This window comes from Methanobacterium alcaliphilum, from assembly GCF_023227715.1.
Taxonomy (GTDB): Archaea; Methanobacteriota; Methanobacteria; order Methanobacteriales; family Methanobacteriaceae; genus Methanobacterium_E; species Methanobacterium_E alcaliphilum.
Genome location: NZ_JALKIF010000013.1, coordinates 44,742 through 64,078 on the forward strand (window position 1 = coordinate 44,742; position 19,337 = coordinate 64,078).

At 32.3% G+C, this 19,337-nt stretch carries 25 protein-coding genes; 5 read left to right on the forward strand and 20 right to left on the reverse strand.

Annotated elements, in window-relative coordinates:
• Positions 1–65: 65 nt before the first annotated feature.
• Entirely contained in the window at positions 66–836 is a 771-nt protein-coding gene (locus tag MXE27_RS09900) for a CPBP family intramembrane glutamic endopeptidase (RefSeq protein WP_248612275.1), read from the forward strand.
• Positions 837–907: 71 nt separating this feature from the next.
• On the opposite strand, the gene MXE27_RS09905 is transcribed toward MXE27_RS09900, so the two are convergent.
• The 10 genes from MXE27_RS09905 to ku all read right to left on the reverse strand — a co-directional run bounded on the left by MXE27_RS09905 (position 908) and on the right by ku (position 6,543).
• Entirely contained in the window at positions 908–1,264 is a 357-nt protein-coding gene (locus MXE27_RS09905) for an ArsR/SmtB family transcription factor (RefSeq protein ID WP_248612276.1), read from the reverse strand.
• Between the two features lie 802 nt (positions 1,265–2,066).
• Positions 2,067–2,291 (reverse strand): TDT family transporter, encoded by a 225-nt coding sequence (locus tag MXE27_RS09910; RefSeq protein WP_248612277.1) that lies wholly within the window; start codon positions 2,289–2,291, stop codon positions 2,067–2,069.
• Complete coding sequence (locus MXE27_RS09915) at positions 2,275–2,442, reverse strand: hypothetical protein (protein WP_248612278.1); 168 nt, start codon at positions 2,440–2,442, stop codon at positions 2,275–2,277. The genes MXE27_RS09910 and MXE27_RS09915 overlap by 17 nt, the downstream gene beginning before the upstream one ends.
• 89 nt (positions 2,443–2,531) lie before the next feature.
• Positions 2,532–2,684: a hypothetical protein gene (locus tag MXE27_RS09920; RefSeq protein WP_248612279.1), complete on the reverse strand. Its 153-nt coding sequence runs from the start codon at positions 2,682–2,684 to the stop codon at positions 2,532–2,534.
• Positions 2,684–3,079, reverse strand: coding sequence for a hypothetical protein (locus tag MXE27_RS09925; RefSeq protein ID WP_248612280.1), 396 nt, complete (start codon positions 3,077–3,079; stop codon positions 2,684–2,686). The genes MXE27_RS09920 and MXE27_RS09925 overlap by 1 nt, the downstream gene beginning before the upstream one ends.
• A gap of 67 nt (positions 3,080–3,146) precedes the next feature.
• Positions 3,147–3,797 carry a class I SAM-dependent methyltransferase gene (locus tag MXE27_RS09930; RefSeq protein ID WP_248612281.1) on the reverse strand — a complete coding sequence of 217 codons (651 nt, stop codon included), beginning with the start codon at positions 3,795–3,797 and terminating at the stop codon, positions 3,147–3,149.
• 70 nt (positions 3,798–3,867) lie between these two features.
• Positions 3,868–3,999 (reverse strand): hypothetical protein, encoded by a 132-nt coding sequence (locus MXE27_RS11950; RefSeq protein ID WP_282731748.1) that lies wholly within the window; start codon positions 3,997–3,999, stop codon positions 3,868–3,870.
• 132 nt (positions 4,000–4,131) lie between these two features.
• Positions 4,132–4,470: a carboxymuconolactone decarboxylase family protein gene (locus MXE27_RS09935; protein ID WP_248612282.1), complete on the reverse strand. Its 339-nt coding sequence runs from the start codon at positions 4,468–4,470 to the stop codon at positions 4,132–4,134.
• 388 nt (positions 4,471–4,858) lie between these two features.
• Positions 4,859–5,746, reverse strand: a complete 888-nt coding sequence (locus MXE27_RS09940) for an ATP-dependent DNA ligase (protein WP_248612283.1) — start codon at positions 5,744–5,746, stop codon at positions 4,859–4,861.
• Positions 5,747–5,772: 26 nt separating this feature from the next.
• Positions 5,773–6,543, reverse strand: a complete 771-nt coding sequence (gene ku, locus MXE27_RS09945; protein ID WP_248612284.1) for a non-homologous end joining protein Ku — start codon at positions 6,541–6,543, stop codon at positions 5,773–5,775.
• 186 nt (positions 6,544–6,729) lie between these two features.
• On the opposite strand from ku, the gene MXE27_RS09950 reads away from it, so the two are divergent.
• The gene (locus MXE27_RS09950) at positions 6,730–7,053 is read left to right on the forward strand and encodes a hypothetical protein (protein ID WP_248612285.1); all 324 of its coding nucleotides are present in this window, start codon (positions 6,730–6,732) and stop codon (positions 7,051–7,053) included.
• A 325-nt stretch (positions 7,054–7,378) separates the two neighbouring features.
• Positions 7,379–8,005, forward strand: a complete 627-nt coding sequence (locus MXE27_RS09955) for a type 1 glutamine amidotransferase family protein (RefSeq protein ID WP_248612286.1) — start codon at positions 7,379–7,381, stop codon at positions 8,003–8,005.
• Between the two features lie 284 nt (positions 8,006–8,289).
• On the opposite strand, the gene MXE27_RS12000 is transcribed toward MXE27_RS09955, so the two are convergent.
• The 4 genes from MXE27_RS12000 to tsaA form a co-directional block, all read right to left on the reverse strand.
• The gene (locus tag MXE27_RS12000) at positions 8,290–8,691 is read right to left on the reverse strand and encodes a YoaP domain-containing protein (RefSeq protein WP_248612287.1); all 402 of its coding nucleotides are present in this window, start codon (positions 8,689–8,691) and stop codon (positions 8,290–8,292) included.
• Positions 8,684–8,827 carry a hypothetical protein gene (locus tag MXE27_RS09965; protein WP_248612288.1) on the reverse strand — a complete coding sequence of 48 codons (144 nt, stop codon included), beginning with the start codon at positions 8,825–8,827 and terminating at the stop codon, positions 8,684–8,686. The genes MXE27_RS12000 and MXE27_RS09965 overlap by 8 nt, the downstream gene beginning before the upstream one ends.
• Before the next feature lie 213 nt (positions 8,828–9,040).
• A complete protein-coding gene (locus MXE27_RS09970; protein ID WP_248612289.1) occupies positions 9,041–9,577 on the reverse strand; it encodes a GyrI-like domain-containing protein in 537 nt (178 codons plus the stop codon).
• Positions 9,578–9,770: 193 nt separating this feature from the next.
• Complete coding sequence (gene tsaA, locus MXE27_RS09975) at positions 9,771–10,724, reverse strand: tRNA (N6-threonylcarbamoyladenosine(37)-N6)-methyltransferase TrmO (protein ID WP_248612290.1); 954 nt, start codon at positions 10,722–10,724, stop codon at positions 9,771–9,773.
• Positions 10,725–10,973: 249 nt separating this feature from the next.
• Between tsaA and MXE27_RS09980 the strand changes: the two genes are divergently transcribed.
• Positions 10,974–11,354 (forward strand): ArsR/SmtB family transcription factor, encoded by a 381-nt coding sequence (locus MXE27_RS09980; RefSeq protein ID WP_248612291.1) that lies wholly within the window; start codon positions 10,974–10,976, stop codon positions 11,352–11,354.
• 277 nt (positions 11,355–11,631) lie between these two features.
• Here MXE27_RS09980 and MXE27_RS09985 read toward each other — a convergent pair whose 3' ends face one another.
• The 6 genes from MXE27_RS09985 to MXE27_RS10010 form a co-directional block, all read right to left on the reverse strand.
• Positions 11,632–11,838 carry a hypothetical protein gene (locus tag MXE27_RS09985; RefSeq protein ID WP_248612292.1) on the reverse strand — a complete coding sequence of 69 codons (207 nt, stop codon included), beginning with the start codon at positions 11,836–11,838 and terminating at the stop codon, positions 11,632–11,634.
• A gap of 426 nt (positions 11,839–12,264) precedes the next feature.
• Positions 12,265–13,920, reverse strand: coding sequence for a lipocalin-like domain-containing protein (locus MXE27_RS09990; protein WP_248612293.1), 1,656 nt, complete (start codon positions 13,918–13,920; stop codon positions 12,265–12,267).
• Positions 13,921–14,142: 222 nt separating this feature from the next.
• On the reverse strand, positions 14,143–15,129 hold the full coding sequence (gene bsh / locus MXE27_RS09995) for a choloylglycine hydrolase (RefSeq protein WP_248612294.1): 987 nt from the start codon (positions 15,127–15,129) through the stop codon (positions 14,143–14,145).
• Positions 15,130–15,634: 505 nt separating this feature from the next.
• Complete coding sequence (locus MXE27_RS10000; RefSeq protein WP_248612295.1) at positions 15,635–16,204, reverse strand: flavin reductase family protein; 570 nt, start codon at positions 16,202–16,204, stop codon at positions 15,635–15,637.
• Positions 16,205–16,303: 99 nt separating this feature from the next.
• The gene (locus MXE27_RS10005; protein ID WP_248612296.1) at positions 16,304–16,753 is read right to left on the reverse strand and encodes an HVO_A0114 family putative DNA-binding protein; all 450 of its coding nucleotides are present in this window, start codon (positions 16,751–16,753) and stop codon (positions 16,304–16,306) included.
• Positions 16,754–16,764: 11 nt separating this feature from the next.
• Positions 16,765–17,034 carry a hypothetical protein gene (locus MXE27_RS10010; protein WP_248612297.1) on the reverse strand — a complete coding sequence of 90 codons (270 nt, stop codon included), beginning with the start codon at positions 17,032–17,034 and terminating at the stop codon, positions 16,765–16,767.
• Between the two features lie 131 nt (positions 17,035–17,165).
• Here MXE27_RS10010 and MXE27_RS10015 point away from each other — a divergent pair, with 131 nt between their 5' ends.
• The gene (locus MXE27_RS10015; RefSeq protein WP_248612298.1) at positions 17,166–19,118 is read left to right on the forward strand and encodes a sensor histidine kinase; all 1,953 of its coding nucleotides are present in this window, start codon (positions 17,166–17,168) and stop codon (positions 19,116–19,118) included.
• Positions 19,119–19,337 lie beyond the last annotated feature (219 nt).

Genomic DNA, 19,337 nt, shown 5'->3' on the forward strand with positions numbered 1-19,337 from the left:
ATATGCCTGATGAATGTGAAATTTATAATTAATTTTTTAATAAATAAAATCATATATTTTTTAATATGAAGACAAAATGGAAATTGTTTATAATCCTCTTAATCGCATCTATCTTTGGAGTGATAGCCGTAATGCCTTATACATTTACTCTTCAGGCAGAATTACTTGAAAATTCACCTGTGCCGTTATATGTTCTTTTAGTTGTTCAACTTATTCAAAGCATAGTTTTATTTGTTATTGCTATCTTTATTGGTTTATCTCTGGTTAAAAAAGTCGGGCTGGGACTTCCTATCATTGAAGGCTGGCTTGAAGGAAAAGAAGTTAAAGAATATCTAAAATCAATACTGGGCATATCCATTGGGCTTGGAATTTTAGCCGGTGTTTTGATAATTGGGATTGATTACTTGTTTTCCTTTGCCGGTGTGTCAATTAATATAACTCAAGCTTCAATAAATCCTCCAGCATGGCAGGGATTCCTTGCATCTTTTTATGGTGGAATAAATGAAGAAATCCTGTTAAGATTATTTTTAATGACCTTAATTGCATGGATAATCTTTAAAATCAGGAAAACAACAGAAGGAACACCGACAAATATTGGTATGTGGTTAGCAATTATTTTAGCCGCTATTATTTTTGGTGCTGGTCATTTACCTGCAGTAATGAGCCTGACCACACTGACCCCTATGGTAATTATTCGTACAATTCTTTTAAATGCAGTTGGAGGAATTATATTTGGATGGCTTTACTGGAAAAAAGGTTTAGAATCAGCTATGGTGTCTCATTTCTCTGCAGATATTGTGTTACACGTGATTGTTCCATTGATAGTGTTGGTTTAAAACATTAAATTTACATTTATCTTTTTTAATTGATATTACCTCAGTTGATTAAATGTTTATTATTAATTTAACTAGATTAATTCAATTAATTCTTTAACCTTTTTTGCAATTTTAGGATTTGTAAGTTTGTAATAAACCCTTGCTCCTTCTTTTCGACTTTTAATAAAACCCAAATTCTTTAAAATATTCAAATGGCGAGATACGCTTGATTGGGGTTTATCTAATGCAGGCGTTATTCTACAGACACACAGCTCCCCATCAGATAACAAATATAAAATTTCAAGTCGAGTAGGGTCCGATAAAGCTTTAAGTTTTCTTGCATATGTTTCAGACTGGTCTTTATCAGGCAATGCTTCCCTAAGTTTTTTAATTATCTCACTTTGAGTTTTATTGGATTTAGTCTCATCTGAAATTTGATTATTTTCCATAAAATCTCCTTTTTAATTATTCTGCTTGGAGAAACAAGAGATCATTAAGGTAACTAATTCAAGTACTTTTTTTAACATTTGAAGTGATTATTCTCATCATTTAATATATCACAAAACAGCACCATCTAATTACATCTCATCCATCCAAACTCATTGTAAAAGTTTAGTTGCATACTTTAGCCGACTGTTAATTTTCAATGTTAATTATGTTAATGTAAATATAAAAATAACCATTATAAAAATTTGAAAAATTAGATAATGAAAAAAGAAAGAAAATTGATCTCAACTTCAGTTTTTAATAAATAAAAACTTTGTATAATGAATTAATACATAAATAAAGAATATAACTGTCAGTAATTCTAATAAATAGCCCACATAATGGAGTAAAGGCATTACCATTTTCATTTTTATTAAAAGATCGTTTGAAGATTGAACTGCAATAGCACTAATTACAAGTGGAAAAGTAAAAGCAGAATAACTGGGATAGAACTTCAATTTAACCATTTAGGCATATAAAGAAGCACTGGAAATAGCATTAGTAATGATAAAAAGAGCAATATACCTAGAATTGTCGTATTTATTGAATTAAATGAATTTAAATATCCTGCTAAACAAAGACTCGCAGGCGCAACAAAAAAAGTCAAAGTAGGAATAACCGGTTCGAGAATAGGCCTAATTTTTAATATCCTATAAGTAATCAAAGGCAATAAGATCAGATAAGATATAAAACCAAAACAGAATAATAATTTACCCACGTTTATAGCATTAAATATAGGTGCTACAATACTTCCAACGGCAATACCTACATAAACAATAAAATAACTTGGAAATACGTTTTAATATCAAAATTAAAAATAAATTTCCGGGTAAAATAAATTATAAGAATAATTTGCATTATAATTCCCATAATCCACATCGCATATGCCATTTTAGGAATAAAATGATTAACATATGCTGATAAAACCACGATACTCATTGGAAAAGTAGAAGCAATACCTGCAACAGCAGGATTATTTATAGTTTCCACCAGTTAACCCTATATTTTCTTTGAATATGCTGCCATATTTACCATATTGATACAACTTCAAATCCTTTATTTTCCAATATCTTTTAGTCAAAATTGCTGATTCGGAAATTAAAGCCATAAAAACAGCCATACCTAATTTTTTATAACCCATTTCATTGCAAAATTTATAACATCCTCAATGCGTGTCCAACGGTTTGTGATACCTTCAATTTCAGTACGTGCAGCGGCAGCCATGATCTCCTAATCGTTTAGATCATCTAAGTAATGATTTATGGCTATATCCAATACATCATCTCTTGTTTTAATCGGACAAAATTTGGGCCTATCTAATGGTTCATTTTTAACACATGCATTTAATCCATATTTACTACATTCAACAGATTCTTTGGACATTAAATCACCTTTTTTTCATTATTTTGGTTAATATTGGCTAGAATTATCAAAATAAACATCAAAATACTTATTATGACATATAAATATGCAAATGGGCAGAAAAATTTTAGTACAAATGTCTGAGTATAAAATGCACTGAGTCCAAATAAGAATGCTATGGCCAATAGACCCAATAATACATTATATACCCACATCTTCTGTGTATTTAAATAATACGCGTTAAATGATAACACTAAGTAAAAAATGATTCCTATAGGTGCTGTTGGTACTCCCGCAGTATATGCAAAGTAAGGGGGCGATCCAAGCACGAAATGGTTAATGGATATATAAATGGTATCTATCAGTGCAACTAAACCTAAAAAGAAAGTCAATTTCATAAAATTGTTATCATCCATTTTATCAACTCACATTGTTTTATTTCGTGAAAACTCTTATTTTTGATGATTATCGTTTATTAGGCCATCATTTTGTTGCTGTTATAAAATAGGCCATTGGAAAATGGAATGAAACATTCACTTCTTTGAATCCTATTCTATTCATCTCTTGAACTACATTGGCATGAGAAATACCATTCAAATATGCATTCCATGATTTTTCGGCGCGTTCTTTACTCACAGTCATCTTGGCGTACCAGGAAATTACTCTTGCCATTAATTTGGAGCTTTGTGGATTAGCATCAATAATATTAACACAGCCTCCATCAGCCAGAATGCGATATATATTTTCTAAACAGGATGTAATTCCACTTAAACTTAACAAAATATGCTTACAAATGACAATATCAACAGAATTATCAGGTAATGCAGGGTTTTCTGCAGGCGAAATTATAAACTCTGCATCGATGTCATTTTTTTTGGCTTCTTGTTTTGCGAAGTTTACCATATCCTTTGAACTGTCGACGAAATAATATTTTCCACTTAATAGTTTATTTAGCTCGAATGAAAGAAATCCAGGCCCGCACCCAATATCTGCTATTTTGGGATGGGGAATTCCTATGTTTTTCTCATGTATTCTTATTGCCCAATGCAAATAATCATTTTTAATGAGCTTTGCCGAGTCTTTACAATAATTTTGACTAGTCTCTTTACCCCAATCTAAATTTATAGGCTCCATTTACTACCCCTGTATTTACTATTCTAGATTTTAGTTAATTTAATGCATTTAAATAAAAAAATAAAAGATTTTAATCACAGCATCCTTTAAAATCATCACAATCTTCTTTTTCATCTTGGATAGGAGTTATTTTCATCTTTTTGCTGCAATTACTGGTTGCAATTTTATCTCCACATAATATTTTACATTCTTTTTCTTCCATAACATCAACTCCATATTTTACGCCTAATTGTGTTTAATCTAGTTTAATATCTAGAATTGCATTATTAGAGCATTCAAGATCTTGTGTTTTCATATTTTGTCAATTTCCAGAATATTAATTAAGTTATAAGTCCTATTCCATTTCATCTAAGAAAGTTAAAAGATTATTTCGAACCATAACATATGCGGATGCACCTCCAAACTCAATACCTATAGCTTCCACCCCAATAACCTCTTCTTTTGTAGTTCCTGCAATTATAGCTTTATTTGCATCAAGGATCATACAAGATTTGCATTTCGTTGCTATTGCTGCTGTAACAGCCATTAAATATTTATATTTTGTACTTAAGGCTCCCCCTTTATAATAAAGAGTTATCCTATCTCTAAAACCTTTATGAAAGTCCGGAGCTTCGTTACTAAGACGTTTTTCATTGGTTTCTCTACTTTCTATGATATCTTTTAAGGAACTCATTTTTTCCATTTCACCTAAAACAATTTCACTTATCCACATATGCGAATATATAAATAAAATATCTGAAGTAGTATATAAACATAACTATGAAAATACTGTGAAAAAACAATTAAACAAATTTATTAATTCTATTTCAATTCCCCAATCCTTCAGTTTCGGAGAATATCACCATATAATCCCCATTCTTCTTTTCCCTGAGTTTTTGTCAGGTATCATTGAGGATGTCTAATAATTCTCCTGAGAGATCCTCATCCTCATATTTAACAGCTAATCCAACTTTCTCCCTCAAAAAAATATATTGATGTTTCGATTATTCTTTAGTAATTTTAATCGCCCTAAATACGATTCAAGTCATTGAATGAGGCATGATTATATTAATTAAAAAGCATTATCCCCATCTAAATCTTACCCATACTGGAGCGCGGGGCTTCCCATTAATAACTTCATTGGCCTTAATTTCTGCAGGCAGAGGGCGCGTAGTAAAAAGAACATCAATATTAGATGATAAAGGAATATCCGTATCTTCTTTGTTTTTTTCTAAATATTCTACGATCTCTTTTCTATCCAAATCACTAAATCCCGTGCCAACTTTACCAAAATATTGGCCATCTTTTTCCATGATGAGGGCTCCAAAAGGAATGCTGCCATTACTAATTGTGGCCCCAATTATGTTAACGTCAATTGTCTCCTTTCGTTTAATTTTAAGCCACTCGTTAGATCTTTTCCCTGCTTCATAAAAAGAATCGGCCTTTTTTAGAACCATGCCCTCATGACCTTCCTCCAGAGATTTTTTGAATTGTTCCTGAACAGTTTCACTGGTTACTAACTGAAAAGGCACTATATGTGTATTATTTCCAGGGTTTACAATTTTTAATAAGATTTTTTTGCGCTCTGCTAATGGTTTTTGAGTTAGGTCCTCACCATCAATTTGGGGAATATCAAAAATATGGTATGTTCCAGGTAATTTCTTGGATAAAATTGATATTTTGAGTTTATCTTCAACATTACGTTTTAACAATTTTCTAAATCCTCCTGGAACTGTTAACTCACCATCCAAAATCCATTTATCGCCCTTAACATTATTTTTTAAATCTTCAACAATTTCCGGGAATTTATAAGAGCTTTCAATGTGCCTACGAGTCCATAGTCTAATATTGTCCCCTTCACGCATGGCTATTATTCTTTCCCCATCCAATTTTGGCTCACTAATCCAAACTCCTGTCAAGTTAAAGTTTCCTTCCTTGAGTGTTGCGAGCATTGGTTCTAACATTTCCATTGAAAACCCACCATCTGTTAATTGGTTTATTCTTCTTCCATGATGGCCAACATTTTATCCAGCTCTTTTTGAAGTGAACGTGTTTCTGGAGGTTTAATTTCTGGAATTATTTCATCACCTGCAGCTTTCTTCCCAATTAGTTCCATTAACTGTTGATTATAGGTTTCAAAGTATTCAGTCCAGTCAAAGTCCAATTTCATATTTTTTGCAACTTGAAGGGCTTTGTCAACCAGTTCCGGATCCACCTCTGATTTGATGATTTCTACTTCTTCGGCTGATCTTACCTGTTCAAAGTATAATAACTGTTTTAAAAGAAATCCATCTTCATGGGTTTTTAAAACTCCTATGTATTCATTATTCCGTTGCACCCATTTAACCACTGCAACATCATCCAGTTTACCCATAACTTCCTTTAATAAATGAAAACTCTGTCCAGAATCTCCTTTCTTGGGATTTTCAGTTCCAATATAGTAAGATTTTCCCAGGGATATCATAGGTATTTCCTCAAAATTACAGAATCCGAGAATTTCCATAGTTCGAGTTGAGAACGGATGAAGATTTTTAATCTCATCATCAGTGAATTGTATGCATTCACCGGCAATATCTATAGCTTTAGCAATTTCATCACGTTTAAGCTCTTTCCCATCTTTTTCACACACTTTTTTGTAATGAACTCTACCACAATCTGTTTTATGCACTAGATGAAACCCCATATGGAGGTTTCCGCTGGCAGCATACAATCTGATGGGTATAAAAATAGTCCCAAATTTTATAGAACCTGTCCAAATAGACCGCATTTACCATCACCATATTTAATTATATGATTTAAATGGTGTAATTTTTTCCATTGATTTTTAAAAAATATTTTAAATTCATGATCTAAGTAATTAAATTTTACAAAAATAAGTTAAAAAATATTTTAAATTCATGGCCCCTCCTGAGAATGATTCACCTTTAACCCGGGTTGCAGATTTTTTGTTAATATGTTCTTCCAGATTATGGCCATGAACGGTGCATTGCCCGCCAATGTTTTGCCAGGGATAGTTATGAGTATAATTATTTTCCAGCGCATTATAAATGGAATCCAACACACCATAATTTTAGGCCCAAAAATGGACTATAATCCGGGATTCCTTACAACCAGGTTGGTCTTAAATCCTTTCTGTGTTTTAACCATATTTTATGCATGGAAATTCAATATTTTAACTCCTATGGATTGGATTCTACCAGTTATAGTGGGAGGAGCATACATCCTGATTCTCATGTTGAATACGACTAGGTTACGTAGGGAGAAAAGTTCTTTTTAATTAATATAAAACCCAAATTTATATTTTTAGTTTTAATTTGGAAAAACTGCATTTGGATTAGTATACACGACCATAAAGGTAAATATAGCCAATATGGCGAAATAAAAGGACATATTACATAGATACTAAAAAATTATATTCATTATTTATAAAATAGTCGAAAATTTCAAGGATTTTCATTCTTCTTCCGCAAAAAAAAGGTTCTTTATATGAAACACATAAAGACTGCTTAATAGTAGGAAAAGAAGTGCATTATTTAATTTTTTTGACGAATTTTTACTCAGAAAAAGATAACATTATAAACATTAATGCTTAAGGAAATTTTATGAAAGTATACATATACCTATTAAATACATTAGCAGATTGGGAAATCAGTTATTTAACTGCTGAACTTAATAGTGGCAGATATTTGGATAAAAAAATACCTCCGGTTGACCTTATAAAAATTGGGAATACCACAGAACCCATAAAAACAATGGGAGGTATTGCAATTACTCCAGATGAGACTATTGATAATATCAAGTTTGAGGAAGATGATTTACTTATTTTACCCGGAGCAGACACGTGGAGAGAGGAGGAAAATAAAAAAATAATAGATATCGTTTCCAGTATTATAAATGAAAAAGTAATCATTGCCGCAGTTTGTGGAGCCACAATAGCCCTTGCAAATAAAGGAATATTAAACAATAGAAAACATACCAGCAATGACATAGAAGTTTTAAAGATGTTTTGCCCCGAATACACCGGAGAAAATTTCTATTTAAATCAACCAGCAGTTACAGATGACAATCTAATAACAGCTAGTGGTCTTGCCCCATTAGAGTTTTCATATGAAATATTAAAAAGAACAAATTTAATGAAAACTGAAACACTGGAAGCATGGTACCAATTATATAAAACTAATGATTCAAAGTATTTTTATGCCCTAATGGAATCCATTGAAGAAGCATAGATAAATTTTTGAATTAAATATTTAATTTTATTGAAATTTTTTATCTTAAAAAGAGAGATAAAAATTTTAGTTTTTAATTATATTCAAAAAGTAATAATTTGCCATACGCAACAATGGCGAAGTCAATCAAAAAATTCTTTTCATAAATATCATTAACTTCACATTCTTGGGTATTTGTTTGGCAACCCTAAAATACTAATTTTTTTCATTTGTATTTTCCAATTAAAAAAAAAAAAAAACGAATTTTCTATTTCGGAAATGATTTTTTAAATATTCTCAATCAATTAGGGTCTCTTCAACCAATAACAGTTTTTAAAATTATCAAACTTTTTCTCAGCCAGTACTTCATGGGTTAAGAATTCTCCATTGTAAAACACACTGAAAATCCCGAAAGGAGTTGTTAAATCTTTTGCTGTTTTTAAACTTTCCACTTTAATGTTTTCAGTTTTTATACTGTGTTTATGAGCAACATCTATCATTATATCCACATAATCTGCATTAAACGGACACATGTCCGTGTAATAAAATGTTAATCCTTTTTTTCCAGGAATTTCTGCTTTTTTGGCCTTTTCTGTGAAGTGGGGTGTGGGTGCATCTTCAGTGAATTTTTTCATTAGCATTTCAAAGTAGGGTGGTGCCTCATCACATACTTCAAACCCTTTTTTAAGATAGAATTTTTTATCCACAGCGAAAGGAATTTTTTTTGCGTCCGGTAACTGCTACCAGACCATTTTTATCATTTTCTATGGAATTTTTTTCACATTCTTCCAGAAGCCTGGACCCATATCCCTTTCCTTTGTAACGTCCTGAAGCCCAGAGCACTGGATGAAATTGTAACCAGGAGCTTCAACTGGGAACCAGGCATATTCAGCAGGAACATACTCTATGAAAACTTTACCCCGAACATCGAACTTTTTAAAGGTGTGTTCCTCTGGAAATCTTTCCTTTAACCAGGCTTTCTTAAAACTGGCACGTTTTTGATTCTTTTTATCGTTTCCAATGGCCCAGCAAATGTGTTCAGTGTCAATATTATCCTTATCTAAGTTTTACAGGTACATAAAAATCAACTTCTGACTCTGGATCATCAAGGCCCCTAAATCTGCTTTTATCATAGGCTTGCAGCATGTAAGGGTATGATTCCTCATATTCTGAACTGGGAAGCCATTCACTCCAGATGTAAGTCCCCCCATTAAACATATCTTCTCCTTTGTAAGTGAAGACCGCGTATTTGGTGGGGGGAAGTGTCTTAGCAAACATTTCCAGGGGCATTTCATCCAGTTTTTTCACCTCAACCCCCACGTACACATAAAATTTCCCGGTTTCCTTATAATCATCTGGTTGGATGTGAACTTCATATGCCACATCCCCTATTGCCTTTTCACACAGTATTTCCTCATGTAAATAGCATAATCTATGAAATCGGTTCCAGGTAACTCCAATCTCGTTTTCTGTACTCCACTCTTGATTTGAATGAAATGGATCCCCATAATAAACACAGCCCATTAGTTTTAAAGCTTTTACATCAGTTACTTCAATTTTTTTTGGTTGGGGAAGCTTTTGATTGGAGTTCATCTTGTGCATCCTCATTTTTATAAAAACATGTGCAAAGTGATTCATTCATAAACTAAGTAGAATAAACAGTATATATCACTTATTATATAAATTATCACCTCCTCCATTAATCTTTAAAGTATTGTTTATGGTTAGTTCATTAGAATCAAGTTTCTATATCCCAAAGACTTCATCAATTTTGTGAAATTATCTTTTAGTATTCTCCTTTCCATTGAGGCCACAGGAAAGAAAGCCATTTCGGTATCTTTGGTTCTTTAACACGATCAAAAGATGGAGAATATGGTTTTAAATCTATAACTGGTGTGCCCTCAAAGGCATCCATGCCAGATATTTCTATTATTCCTCCTTTTTCATCTACCTCAATTATTCGACAAGTAGTTAATGCAATTGGGTTGGGCCTGTACTCAGAACGGGTGGCAAATACACCAGATTGTCTGTTGGTTGCATAGGGAAGTTTGGTGCGTAATGCAGTTCTATATCTATCACTAGCAAACTTATCCGCCCACCAGAATACCATTACATGGCTGAAATCAACGAGGTTCTTGATTGCAGGTCTGTAAGGCTCCAAAATTTTCAGATACGTTTTGGAATTTTCCAGTTTTACCTCTCCAATTTTGTAGATGTTATATGATTCTGTGTTCTGTTTTAGGTTGAAAAATTCGATGCTTAAATCTGCATCCTTCATTATCGATTCGGGGATGATGGGAAACTGTATCTCAGTTAATAACTCACTTTCAGGGACTTCTCCCGGGCTGTTCATGTAGATCTCTCTGGGAACTCCAATTATCTCGTATCCTTCTTTGAATATATGTTCCATCATCATCCCATAAACTGAACCCACTTGTTGATATGGTCCCTGGTGGATGGTGGATAGAACATGGTGTTGTGGTAATATTTTCACACTGACCTTGCCTTCGTCTGTTATTTTTCCTTGAAATGGTATTCCCACATCATATTCCATTTTCTCAGGTGCAACTTCCATGGGGCTGGTGTAATATACAACAAATGGTGGTCCGGTGATTTCTAGCCTTTTTTTCATTACCCAACTGATTAATTCCCCTATTAAATCTCTCATATTTTCTACTGGCCCTATGTGTGATATGCTAGCCACCTGTTTTTCTTCTATGGTTTTTGATTCAATTTTCATATTTTTCCCTCCATTTTTTGCATGATTATGTGTGAGAGATCATGTATATATATTTATTTTTTTTCGGAATAAAATTCCATTATTTTATGAACTTAAAAATACCGATTTCATTTTCCTACTATTAAATTTTAAAATATTAGTTACAAAAAATGAAAATAAAAACCTTGGAAAAAGAAAAAAATGTTAATTGATGGTACGCGTCAAGTTTAAAGGAAAAATATTTATCAAGTTAAAAAATAAATCAATTGTATGGATAAGAAAAATGATTTAAACCCTTCACAAGAGTTTCTCTTAAAATCATTTGATGAGATAGTTCCTATTTTAAAAGCCCTAGGGAACCCTAGTCGGTTAACAATACTGATCCTACTGGTTAATGGACCAGTTAGCTTTCAAACTTTACTTGATGAGCTGAAGTTGAAGAAATCCGCCCTGGCTAACCATCTAACTCAGCTAAAAAACACAGGGCTTATTGAAAAAAAACAACACGGAACCTACAACATTACAGAAGATGGTAAAAGATACGTTTTTTCTATAGAAAAAAGTTTTAAAGATAGTGAAAAGGTAGAAACTAGAAGAAAAGAAATGGAACAACGTAAAAATCTTGCAAAGTCATTTTTAGAGCGCAAATAAGAAATTATGTTGTTGATTTTTTTAGGCCACAAATAGTGTTTAAACGACACATGCTCCATTTCGTAGGACTTTCTGGATTCTTCATTCCATATTTTTATTTCAAGCCAACTTTTGGTTTGAATTTTCTTTTTGCTATAGAATAAGCTTCTTTTAAGAAAGGTACTATATACCAATTAAATACTGCTATTTGGATAGATGATCAAACAGGCATTATCTAAAAATCACCACTTTATACTTCTGAACCAGTGAAATAACAACTTTAGCATTTTCATCATTGTCAAGATGAAGAAAACACGTTAAATTCACTATTTTCTTCAGTGAAGAGGCTGTTGAGACCATTGAAATGTACCGGGAGTTTGAAAGGCAAGACATCACACCTGATTATGCACTCTTCTCTAGGTACAAGTCTGGTGGAGACCACCTGCCAACTATGGCAATCCAGCACTCCTACCGTGAGATAAATAAATTCCTGAACTAGGAGCAAAATGAGGATGGCTTAAATAAGGCACCAGCCACATGCTCAGGAAATTCTTCAACACTCAACTAATTAATGCAGGAAGCCATAAGGAAATTCGGGACGTGTGTAGATCAATGAAAAATGTAGGGTTCTGGACCAATAATTCCTAGCCGACCCCGAAGACCTCCAAAAAAGTTACCTGAGGCATATCGATTACTTAAAAGTTAAAAGTTCACAAGTTAATTTCTCCTTGGATGAAATCAAGAATTTACAAAAACAAGTCTGGGGATGAAAAAAGAAATAAGGGAGTTGAAGGGGGAGTTTTAGAGGTTTTTGAATTGAAATTAAATTAAGTTTTTATATTATTATATTACTTAAAATTTCTCTACTAAAGTTTACAAGCTTATTTAGATAACATTGGTTACTTCATATTTTTTCATGTTAAAAATGATTTTACAATGTATCCACACAATTGGAAAGTAATTCTTTTAGTTTAGACTTATTTGAAGGCCATAAAATATATAAAAAGCTAATTAGTTTTAACAACGAGGAAGGTTCAGGTATCTCAAGTTTGTCACGCATTTCCTCTGTTGCTGGAAGCCCAGCTAATCTGAGTCTATTTAGTATTGGGTCAGCATAGCCAGTTGATTCTGCAAAACCTCTACCAATGGAATTTCCTTCGGGATCTTTTAAGTATACTGCGCCTTCGGAATAATGTAGTCCATTTGCAAAAAATCCTGATTGACCAACGCTTACAATTGGAATCATACTAAAATTCCGGATATCCTCTGGAACATCTTCATCAAAGCTAAATTCCCATTCTTGCGGATACCACACGTTCGTGACGGAGTATAAATCTGGATCCTGTGATTTTTCGCTCCTTATCCATTTAGTAATCCTTAAGGTTCCTTTAACTTTTTTAGAGTTGCTTTCCTCATCCACATATTTCCCTGAAACTTCAGCCTCCATTGTTCCTGGAGGATTGGTCCCTGTCTGATTAAGAAAATTCAACATTTCATGTGAATGTATGGATGCCATTGTTAATTCCCTATCTCCCTTAAATTGGGCCATGAACCAGTCCCATCCCCCTGCAGCCTTTTTATTCATATTATTAGCTGCTCTTAAAACCTTTACTCGGGGGTTACCTGCTGGAAGCATTCCATTGCACCACTGATGGTCGTACCAGAATTTACCGCTTTTTAAGGGAACTTCTTCTTCATTAATTCTCAAAATACTTTGATCTGGATCGACTCTAAGGTTTGGTACAGAATAATACAACGTTCCAACCCCGCCACAGCAAGGATCGCATCCATCTTTGCCCTGAAGTAAATATTCTTTGGTTTGTGTTAGTGTAATATCCACTTCAATTTCTGAGCCGGAATCAGGATCTAAATCTACTCCCCAACCTTTAATTTGCAGAGGAAAAGTGCTATCTTCACTTAAAGACTTTATTTTATTCTTTCCTAGGGTATAATCAAATGGATTGTTTGAAAAATCTATTAATCCAGTTGTACCTGCAATGGCTAGAGGTTTAGAGCGATGATGTTTTCCTCCCGCCTCACTTACAGCAAGGTGCAATTCAATGAACTGATTTTCAATGTCAGAAAGTCCAAAATGCTTAGCTATTTCTGGAGGAAGCAGCGCATATTGCCAAAACATAAATTGAACACCATATTCTTTTCCATTCTCCCCAATACAGCTTCCAACAATAAAATGCCAGCCCAATTGGTAATCCCATTGAGGAGCATCATCCTGTGGAATTTTAAAATCCGCTTTTGCAGGTATAGATTTATAACCTTTAGAACTATCCATTCCTAAAAAGAATGTCATTGCATATGCTTGATGTGGTGTGAGTGATTTTGAATGCTCAATTAATGTTTCGTAAACATTTTTGTAGTTAGGAGTGAATGAATCAGGATTTTTTAACTTTTCCCTCAAAAGATACTGCATTCTCTCTCCAAAACCTTCCTTGCTGTTTTTTTCGCTTTCCAATCTTTCAATAATCTCGTCTGGAATTTCTTCAGCATTAAATTCGCGCATCCATAGAATTTTGGATATATTATCCTTAGTTTCTTCATCCAATTTAGCCATTAAATCTCGAGTTTCCATATTTATCCCTTTACTTCTATTAATTTCTTTAAATATTAATTCTTTTGGAGGAATATTATAGATTTTCCATAATGATAAGTATTAGTTAATGTTTATAGGGCTTGGATATGTAAAAAGAGTTAAAGGAATTGAAGGGGAGATTGAATAGTTATTTTTTTAAGCATTTTTTGACAAAATCTACTTTTAATAAAGAAAATGGGAATATAATTCCCTTAACAAGTATTAATTTTGATAATTTATATCCTGTGTTTTTAGATAAGGGCATTTGATGATTTCATCACCATCCAAGTCTTCTTTATGCATATTAACCGCGTTAATTCGACTATTTTCATAATTTTTGTAATAATAAATGCCATTTTCTTGATCCATGCAAGCAGAATATGTCGTTTTTTCTGCCATTCCCTCTGTTAAAACCCCTGCTTTTACCATTTTTACAGAGTCAAGCATGTGCATACATTGGGTCACAGCACTGATATCATCTTCCAGAGTAGGCATATGAGATCGGGCATAGGCAATTCTCACAAATCTTGAAACACTATGCGAGTCTCCGGGCAGTCCCAGAGTACCAGCACCTACACCATGAATCTGCAACAACTGGTCACTCCACTTGACTGGTTCAGGTTGATTGGGATTAATAGACAGGTATCTGTTTAGATTCATTAAATGCCAGTCAAAGGTAGGTTGATTGGTCATTACCCCAACAGGGTTATCATAGACTGCAAGTTGTTCTTTAGTTTTTTCAACTACAATTGACGAACCAGTTTTATCAGTTATCATCCAGTGGAGTGTGGGAACTGGTGTCTGGTCATTTAAGGGTACATCAACTAAATCTATGTTAGAAAGAGCACTCTTAACTTCATCAATTGTATCGTAGTTGGAGACTACCCAATAAATGAAGTCGTAAGGTGTGATATTTGTTTTCCCCGGTACTGGTTTTTCTTCAAAATGTGCGAATCCTTCAAAATTTAGGCCAGCACAGACTAATCCATTTTCATTCATGGCATCAACCATTGAAGGGTGGTCGTCTATCACCGTCCCCATGCCAATAATGGCTTTGTTGGAGATTAAATTATCTCCAGTAACTTTATCCTGCAGAATGTAATTTCTCGGAAGGATTATGGGATATTCATTTACATTATATGCTAAATCCAAATTTCGTCCAACAAAGTTATTCCCCTCTTCTGTTTGTATACTAAATGTTGTACACATTTTTTCACCCCAAATTTTTTTATTTATATTTTTTATCTTTTTTTTATTACTTATTTTTATTTAAGTTTCAAAAATTGGGATTTTAAATGTCATTAGATGAGTATATCGTGTGAAAAATTGGTTTTTATATTCTAAAAAAGATTCAATAAAAAAAAATATTTTCTAGAAATAATCAACCATAAGACAAAATATAGTAAATATATCGATTTATAAAGCATTCCAATATTACCTGCTGTTTTATGAAAGCCGAAATTAATTTAATGATACCTTTGATATTTTAAGTAGAAGTTATGTGATGAAATATACATCTTAGATATAATTTACATTGATTTCTTATTTTAAGACATTACATCCAAGTTCGCTAAACTGAACTATAACGAAATTAAAAATATCTATTATTAAACCATCTTTTCTCATGATTAAAATTGAAAAAAATAATGGAATTTGTGGGTCAATTCAAATCCAAGTATTATTTAAAAAAAATAGTTAAAATATTTAGTCATTATTATTTAATGAAACTTTTACCTTCCAAAAAAGCTTTTCCTAGGAGTTTTCCGATTCCATGGTAAGTTCTAAATGATGGATCATATAACATTGGTTTAATCTGGTTAATATCCGGTTTACCATCCTTCAGTAGATTTTCATCAACTTTAATATCCTTTATTTCACCAGTAAAATGAGTATGTAATCCCAATTCAGTTACATTAACTAATTCACATTCTAAAACAAATGGAAATTCATCAATATAAGGCGCGTCAACTTTTTCACTTTTGATAGGTGTTAAACCAGTAGCCTCAAATTTATCTTCATTTTTTCCAGAGGCGATTCCAAAATAATCTGCTTCTTTAATATATTTTTCAGAGGGAATATTCACAGTAAAAGCCTTTTTATTCAATATATTTCCATGAGTATAGGTTGCTTCTCTTAGAGAAATTGAAACACAAGGCGGTACGGAGCAGGATATTCCTCCCCATGCAGCATTCATAGCATTTGGTTTATTATTTTCATCATAAGTCCCTATTATAAAAACAGGTGTGGGGTATACAATAGTATTAGCACCAATGGATTTTTTCATTTTATCACCTATTCTTATTTCTATATTTTTATAATGTTAATCTCTACCCCATTAGGGGGGGTAGAGTTACCTATGCAAATCCATTTAGTAAAAAAATAGTTAATTATCAATTATTACCTCATGGTATTTTAAAACTGGTTTAAGTGTCTTTTTTTGCCCAGGAATTAAATTTATCACATCCCAATCCGCTAATTTGTAGATTTTTGGGAAAATAAAGCCAATAGATGAATCAATCATTTCAGTTAGTTCATTTATGGATGAAGGATTCTTTTCCTTAATTATCTCTATCAATTGTAATTCTAACTTTCCTAGATCTAATTCATCGGATATTATAGTTTTGCCATCCTCCAGAATATCCTCTGGATTTTCAGAATAGAATTTCCAATCCTCCAAATCAGTATATAACTTTAAATTATCCACATCCTCATCATAGAGTTTTTCAAGTTTATAAATAGATCCATATTCTGTTTGAAGTTCCATGACTAATTGTTTGCCTTTAATTTTACGCATAAGTTGAATTTTCAGTGCATTACCCCCTTTTTTAATCAAATAATAACTAATTAATAATCAAGTTCTTTTTTTAATTTATCCATGTCAATTTGATTATTTTCTTGAATATGATCCGAAATTATCTGGTAAATAGATTCAAAACTATCATTTTTTAGGGGATGGTGATTTTTCTTATTTTTGAGGTGTATATGACAATATCCATGATTGTTGTCAATGCGTATGTTATCTGGCATTAATAATATTGCCCAATATTTTTTATTCCTTCGCCAATAAATTGTTTTTTCAGGGCAGTTGTTTTGAAGAAAATTTACACTTGACATGAGGATAAATAGGGTTTTAGTTATTATATTACTATCCAAAAAATTTGAATAATGATTAGTGACCTTTTTTTCATAAGAATTATATTTACTAAAAAATATAATTTATGTAAATAATTTCTCAAGGCTATTAAATGTTAAATGATAATCAGGAAAATAGATTATCGTCAAGATTAATTGATAAAAAATTAGAAAATGATTTTAAAGAGTGTGAACGCCGTGTTTCCATTTTAAAAAGAATTTCATTAATTTTTGCATTTGTAGCGATTATATTTAGTTTTTTAATTCTATTGGGCTGGATTTTTAACATCCCCTTCTTTCGGGGAGATATTCTGGGTTTCTATGCTTCAAAATTTAATACTGCTCTGACTTTTTTATTAGCTGGAGTTTCAATCTACCTATTACATGTTTTCAAGGCAAAAAGCATATTAAAATCTGTTTCCAGCGTATTATCAGTTCTCGTCCTTTTAATAGGAATTTTAACCCTATTAGAATATATTCTTGGGATTAATCTGGGAATGGATCAATTATTTTATTCTCAAAGCTTCTTAGCAGGCAATGAACTATTTATTGGTCGTCCTAAAATATCATCAGCCCTTATTCTTATTTTCATTGGTTTATCATTGTCTTTGTTGAATTTTACAAAGGATAATAAAATAGTCCAACCCACAGCCATTATAAGTGGATTTTTAGCGTTTTATGGTTTTATAATCAACATTTATGGGATCCAATTAAATCATATCGGAGATTTCTATTTTCAAATGGGCATTTATACATCGTTAATAGGAATACTGCTTTCAAGTAGTATTCTCTTTTACCAGGCCGATGAAGGAATAATGCAAACTATTATCAGCCCATATATTGGGGGAAAACTGTCGCGAATATTGATTTTTGGTTCAATAGCCGCAGTTTTTGGAGTGGGGTTAATCACGCGGTTAGGAGAAGATTTTCAGATATTTAGTCAACCTGTGGGTACCGGTATAATGGTAGTTACCAGTTCCATCATATTGTTCATGTTAATATTTTGGACTGCTCAAAAGATAAATAAATTAGATAAATATCAGCAGAAAGCTCTTAAAACCATTAATGAACTGGAAAAGTTCTATGAAAGAATTATTGAGAGTTTGAATGAAGGTATTTTTGTAACAAATAAAGACGACGAAGTGATCTATTTTAATGCTGCATTGAAACATATTAACGGATTGGGAGATTTTGAGTTGAAAAATGTTAATTATAAATTCCCCCATTTAGAGGATAATTTTTTAGAATATTATTCTAAGGCTAAAAACAGCCTGCAGCCAACTTATTTTGAAACTCTGCCCCTTAATACGGGTGGTGAAACTTTTTATTTCACGGGTTGGATATTGCCCGAAGTAAAAGATGGGAAATTTAATGGTTCAATTTTAACTATTGTTGATGATACCTCTCGTAAGTTTGCATCAGATAAAGTAGAAACCTCATTAAAAGAGAAAGAAACCTTACTTCGGGAAATTCATCACCGGGTGAAGAATAATTTGCAGATTATATCCAGCCTCTTAAATTTACAATCCAGTTATGCTCGGGATGATAGGGATAAGGAACTATTCTATAATACTCAAAATAGAGTAAAATCGATGGCACTCATCCATTCCAAGCTATATCAATCAGATACTATTTCAACAGTAAATTTTAAAGAGTATGCTACTACTTTAGCTGAAGATTTGTTATCATCTTATCAAACTGCAAACAATATAACCTTAAAAATAAGTATAGATGATGTATTCTTTAATTTAGAAACTGCCATACCTTGTGGCCTCATCATAACTGAATTAATGACTAACAGCTTAAAATATGCATTTAAAGATAAAAAATCAGGCACCATAACCATTAATCTCAGTGGAGATGATGAGAAAAATTTAACATTAGTTATTGGGGACAATGGCATTGGGCTGCCCGAATCTGTAAATTTTGATACGACTGACACATTAGGTCTGGAACTGGTTAATATGCTGGTTAAACAAATTGAAGGAATGGTTGAAATTGATCGCCACCATGGTACCTCATTTATAATCAAATTTAAACAACTCCATTACCCCCAAAGGACCTAATATTTATAGAAGATTTATTTTAAAATTTATTTTTTTTATCCATAAACTAGTTTTAGGAATTAAAACAGATACTATAATTAGTTGGCTGGTGGGTTAAAATTTTAAAAATAATACCAGTTTATGGTTATTTTATAATGGATATAGGAAACATTTATTCTAGTTTAGTTTAATTCACTATTTTTATGTAAATCCATTACCCGCCTACTGTAAAAATATTAT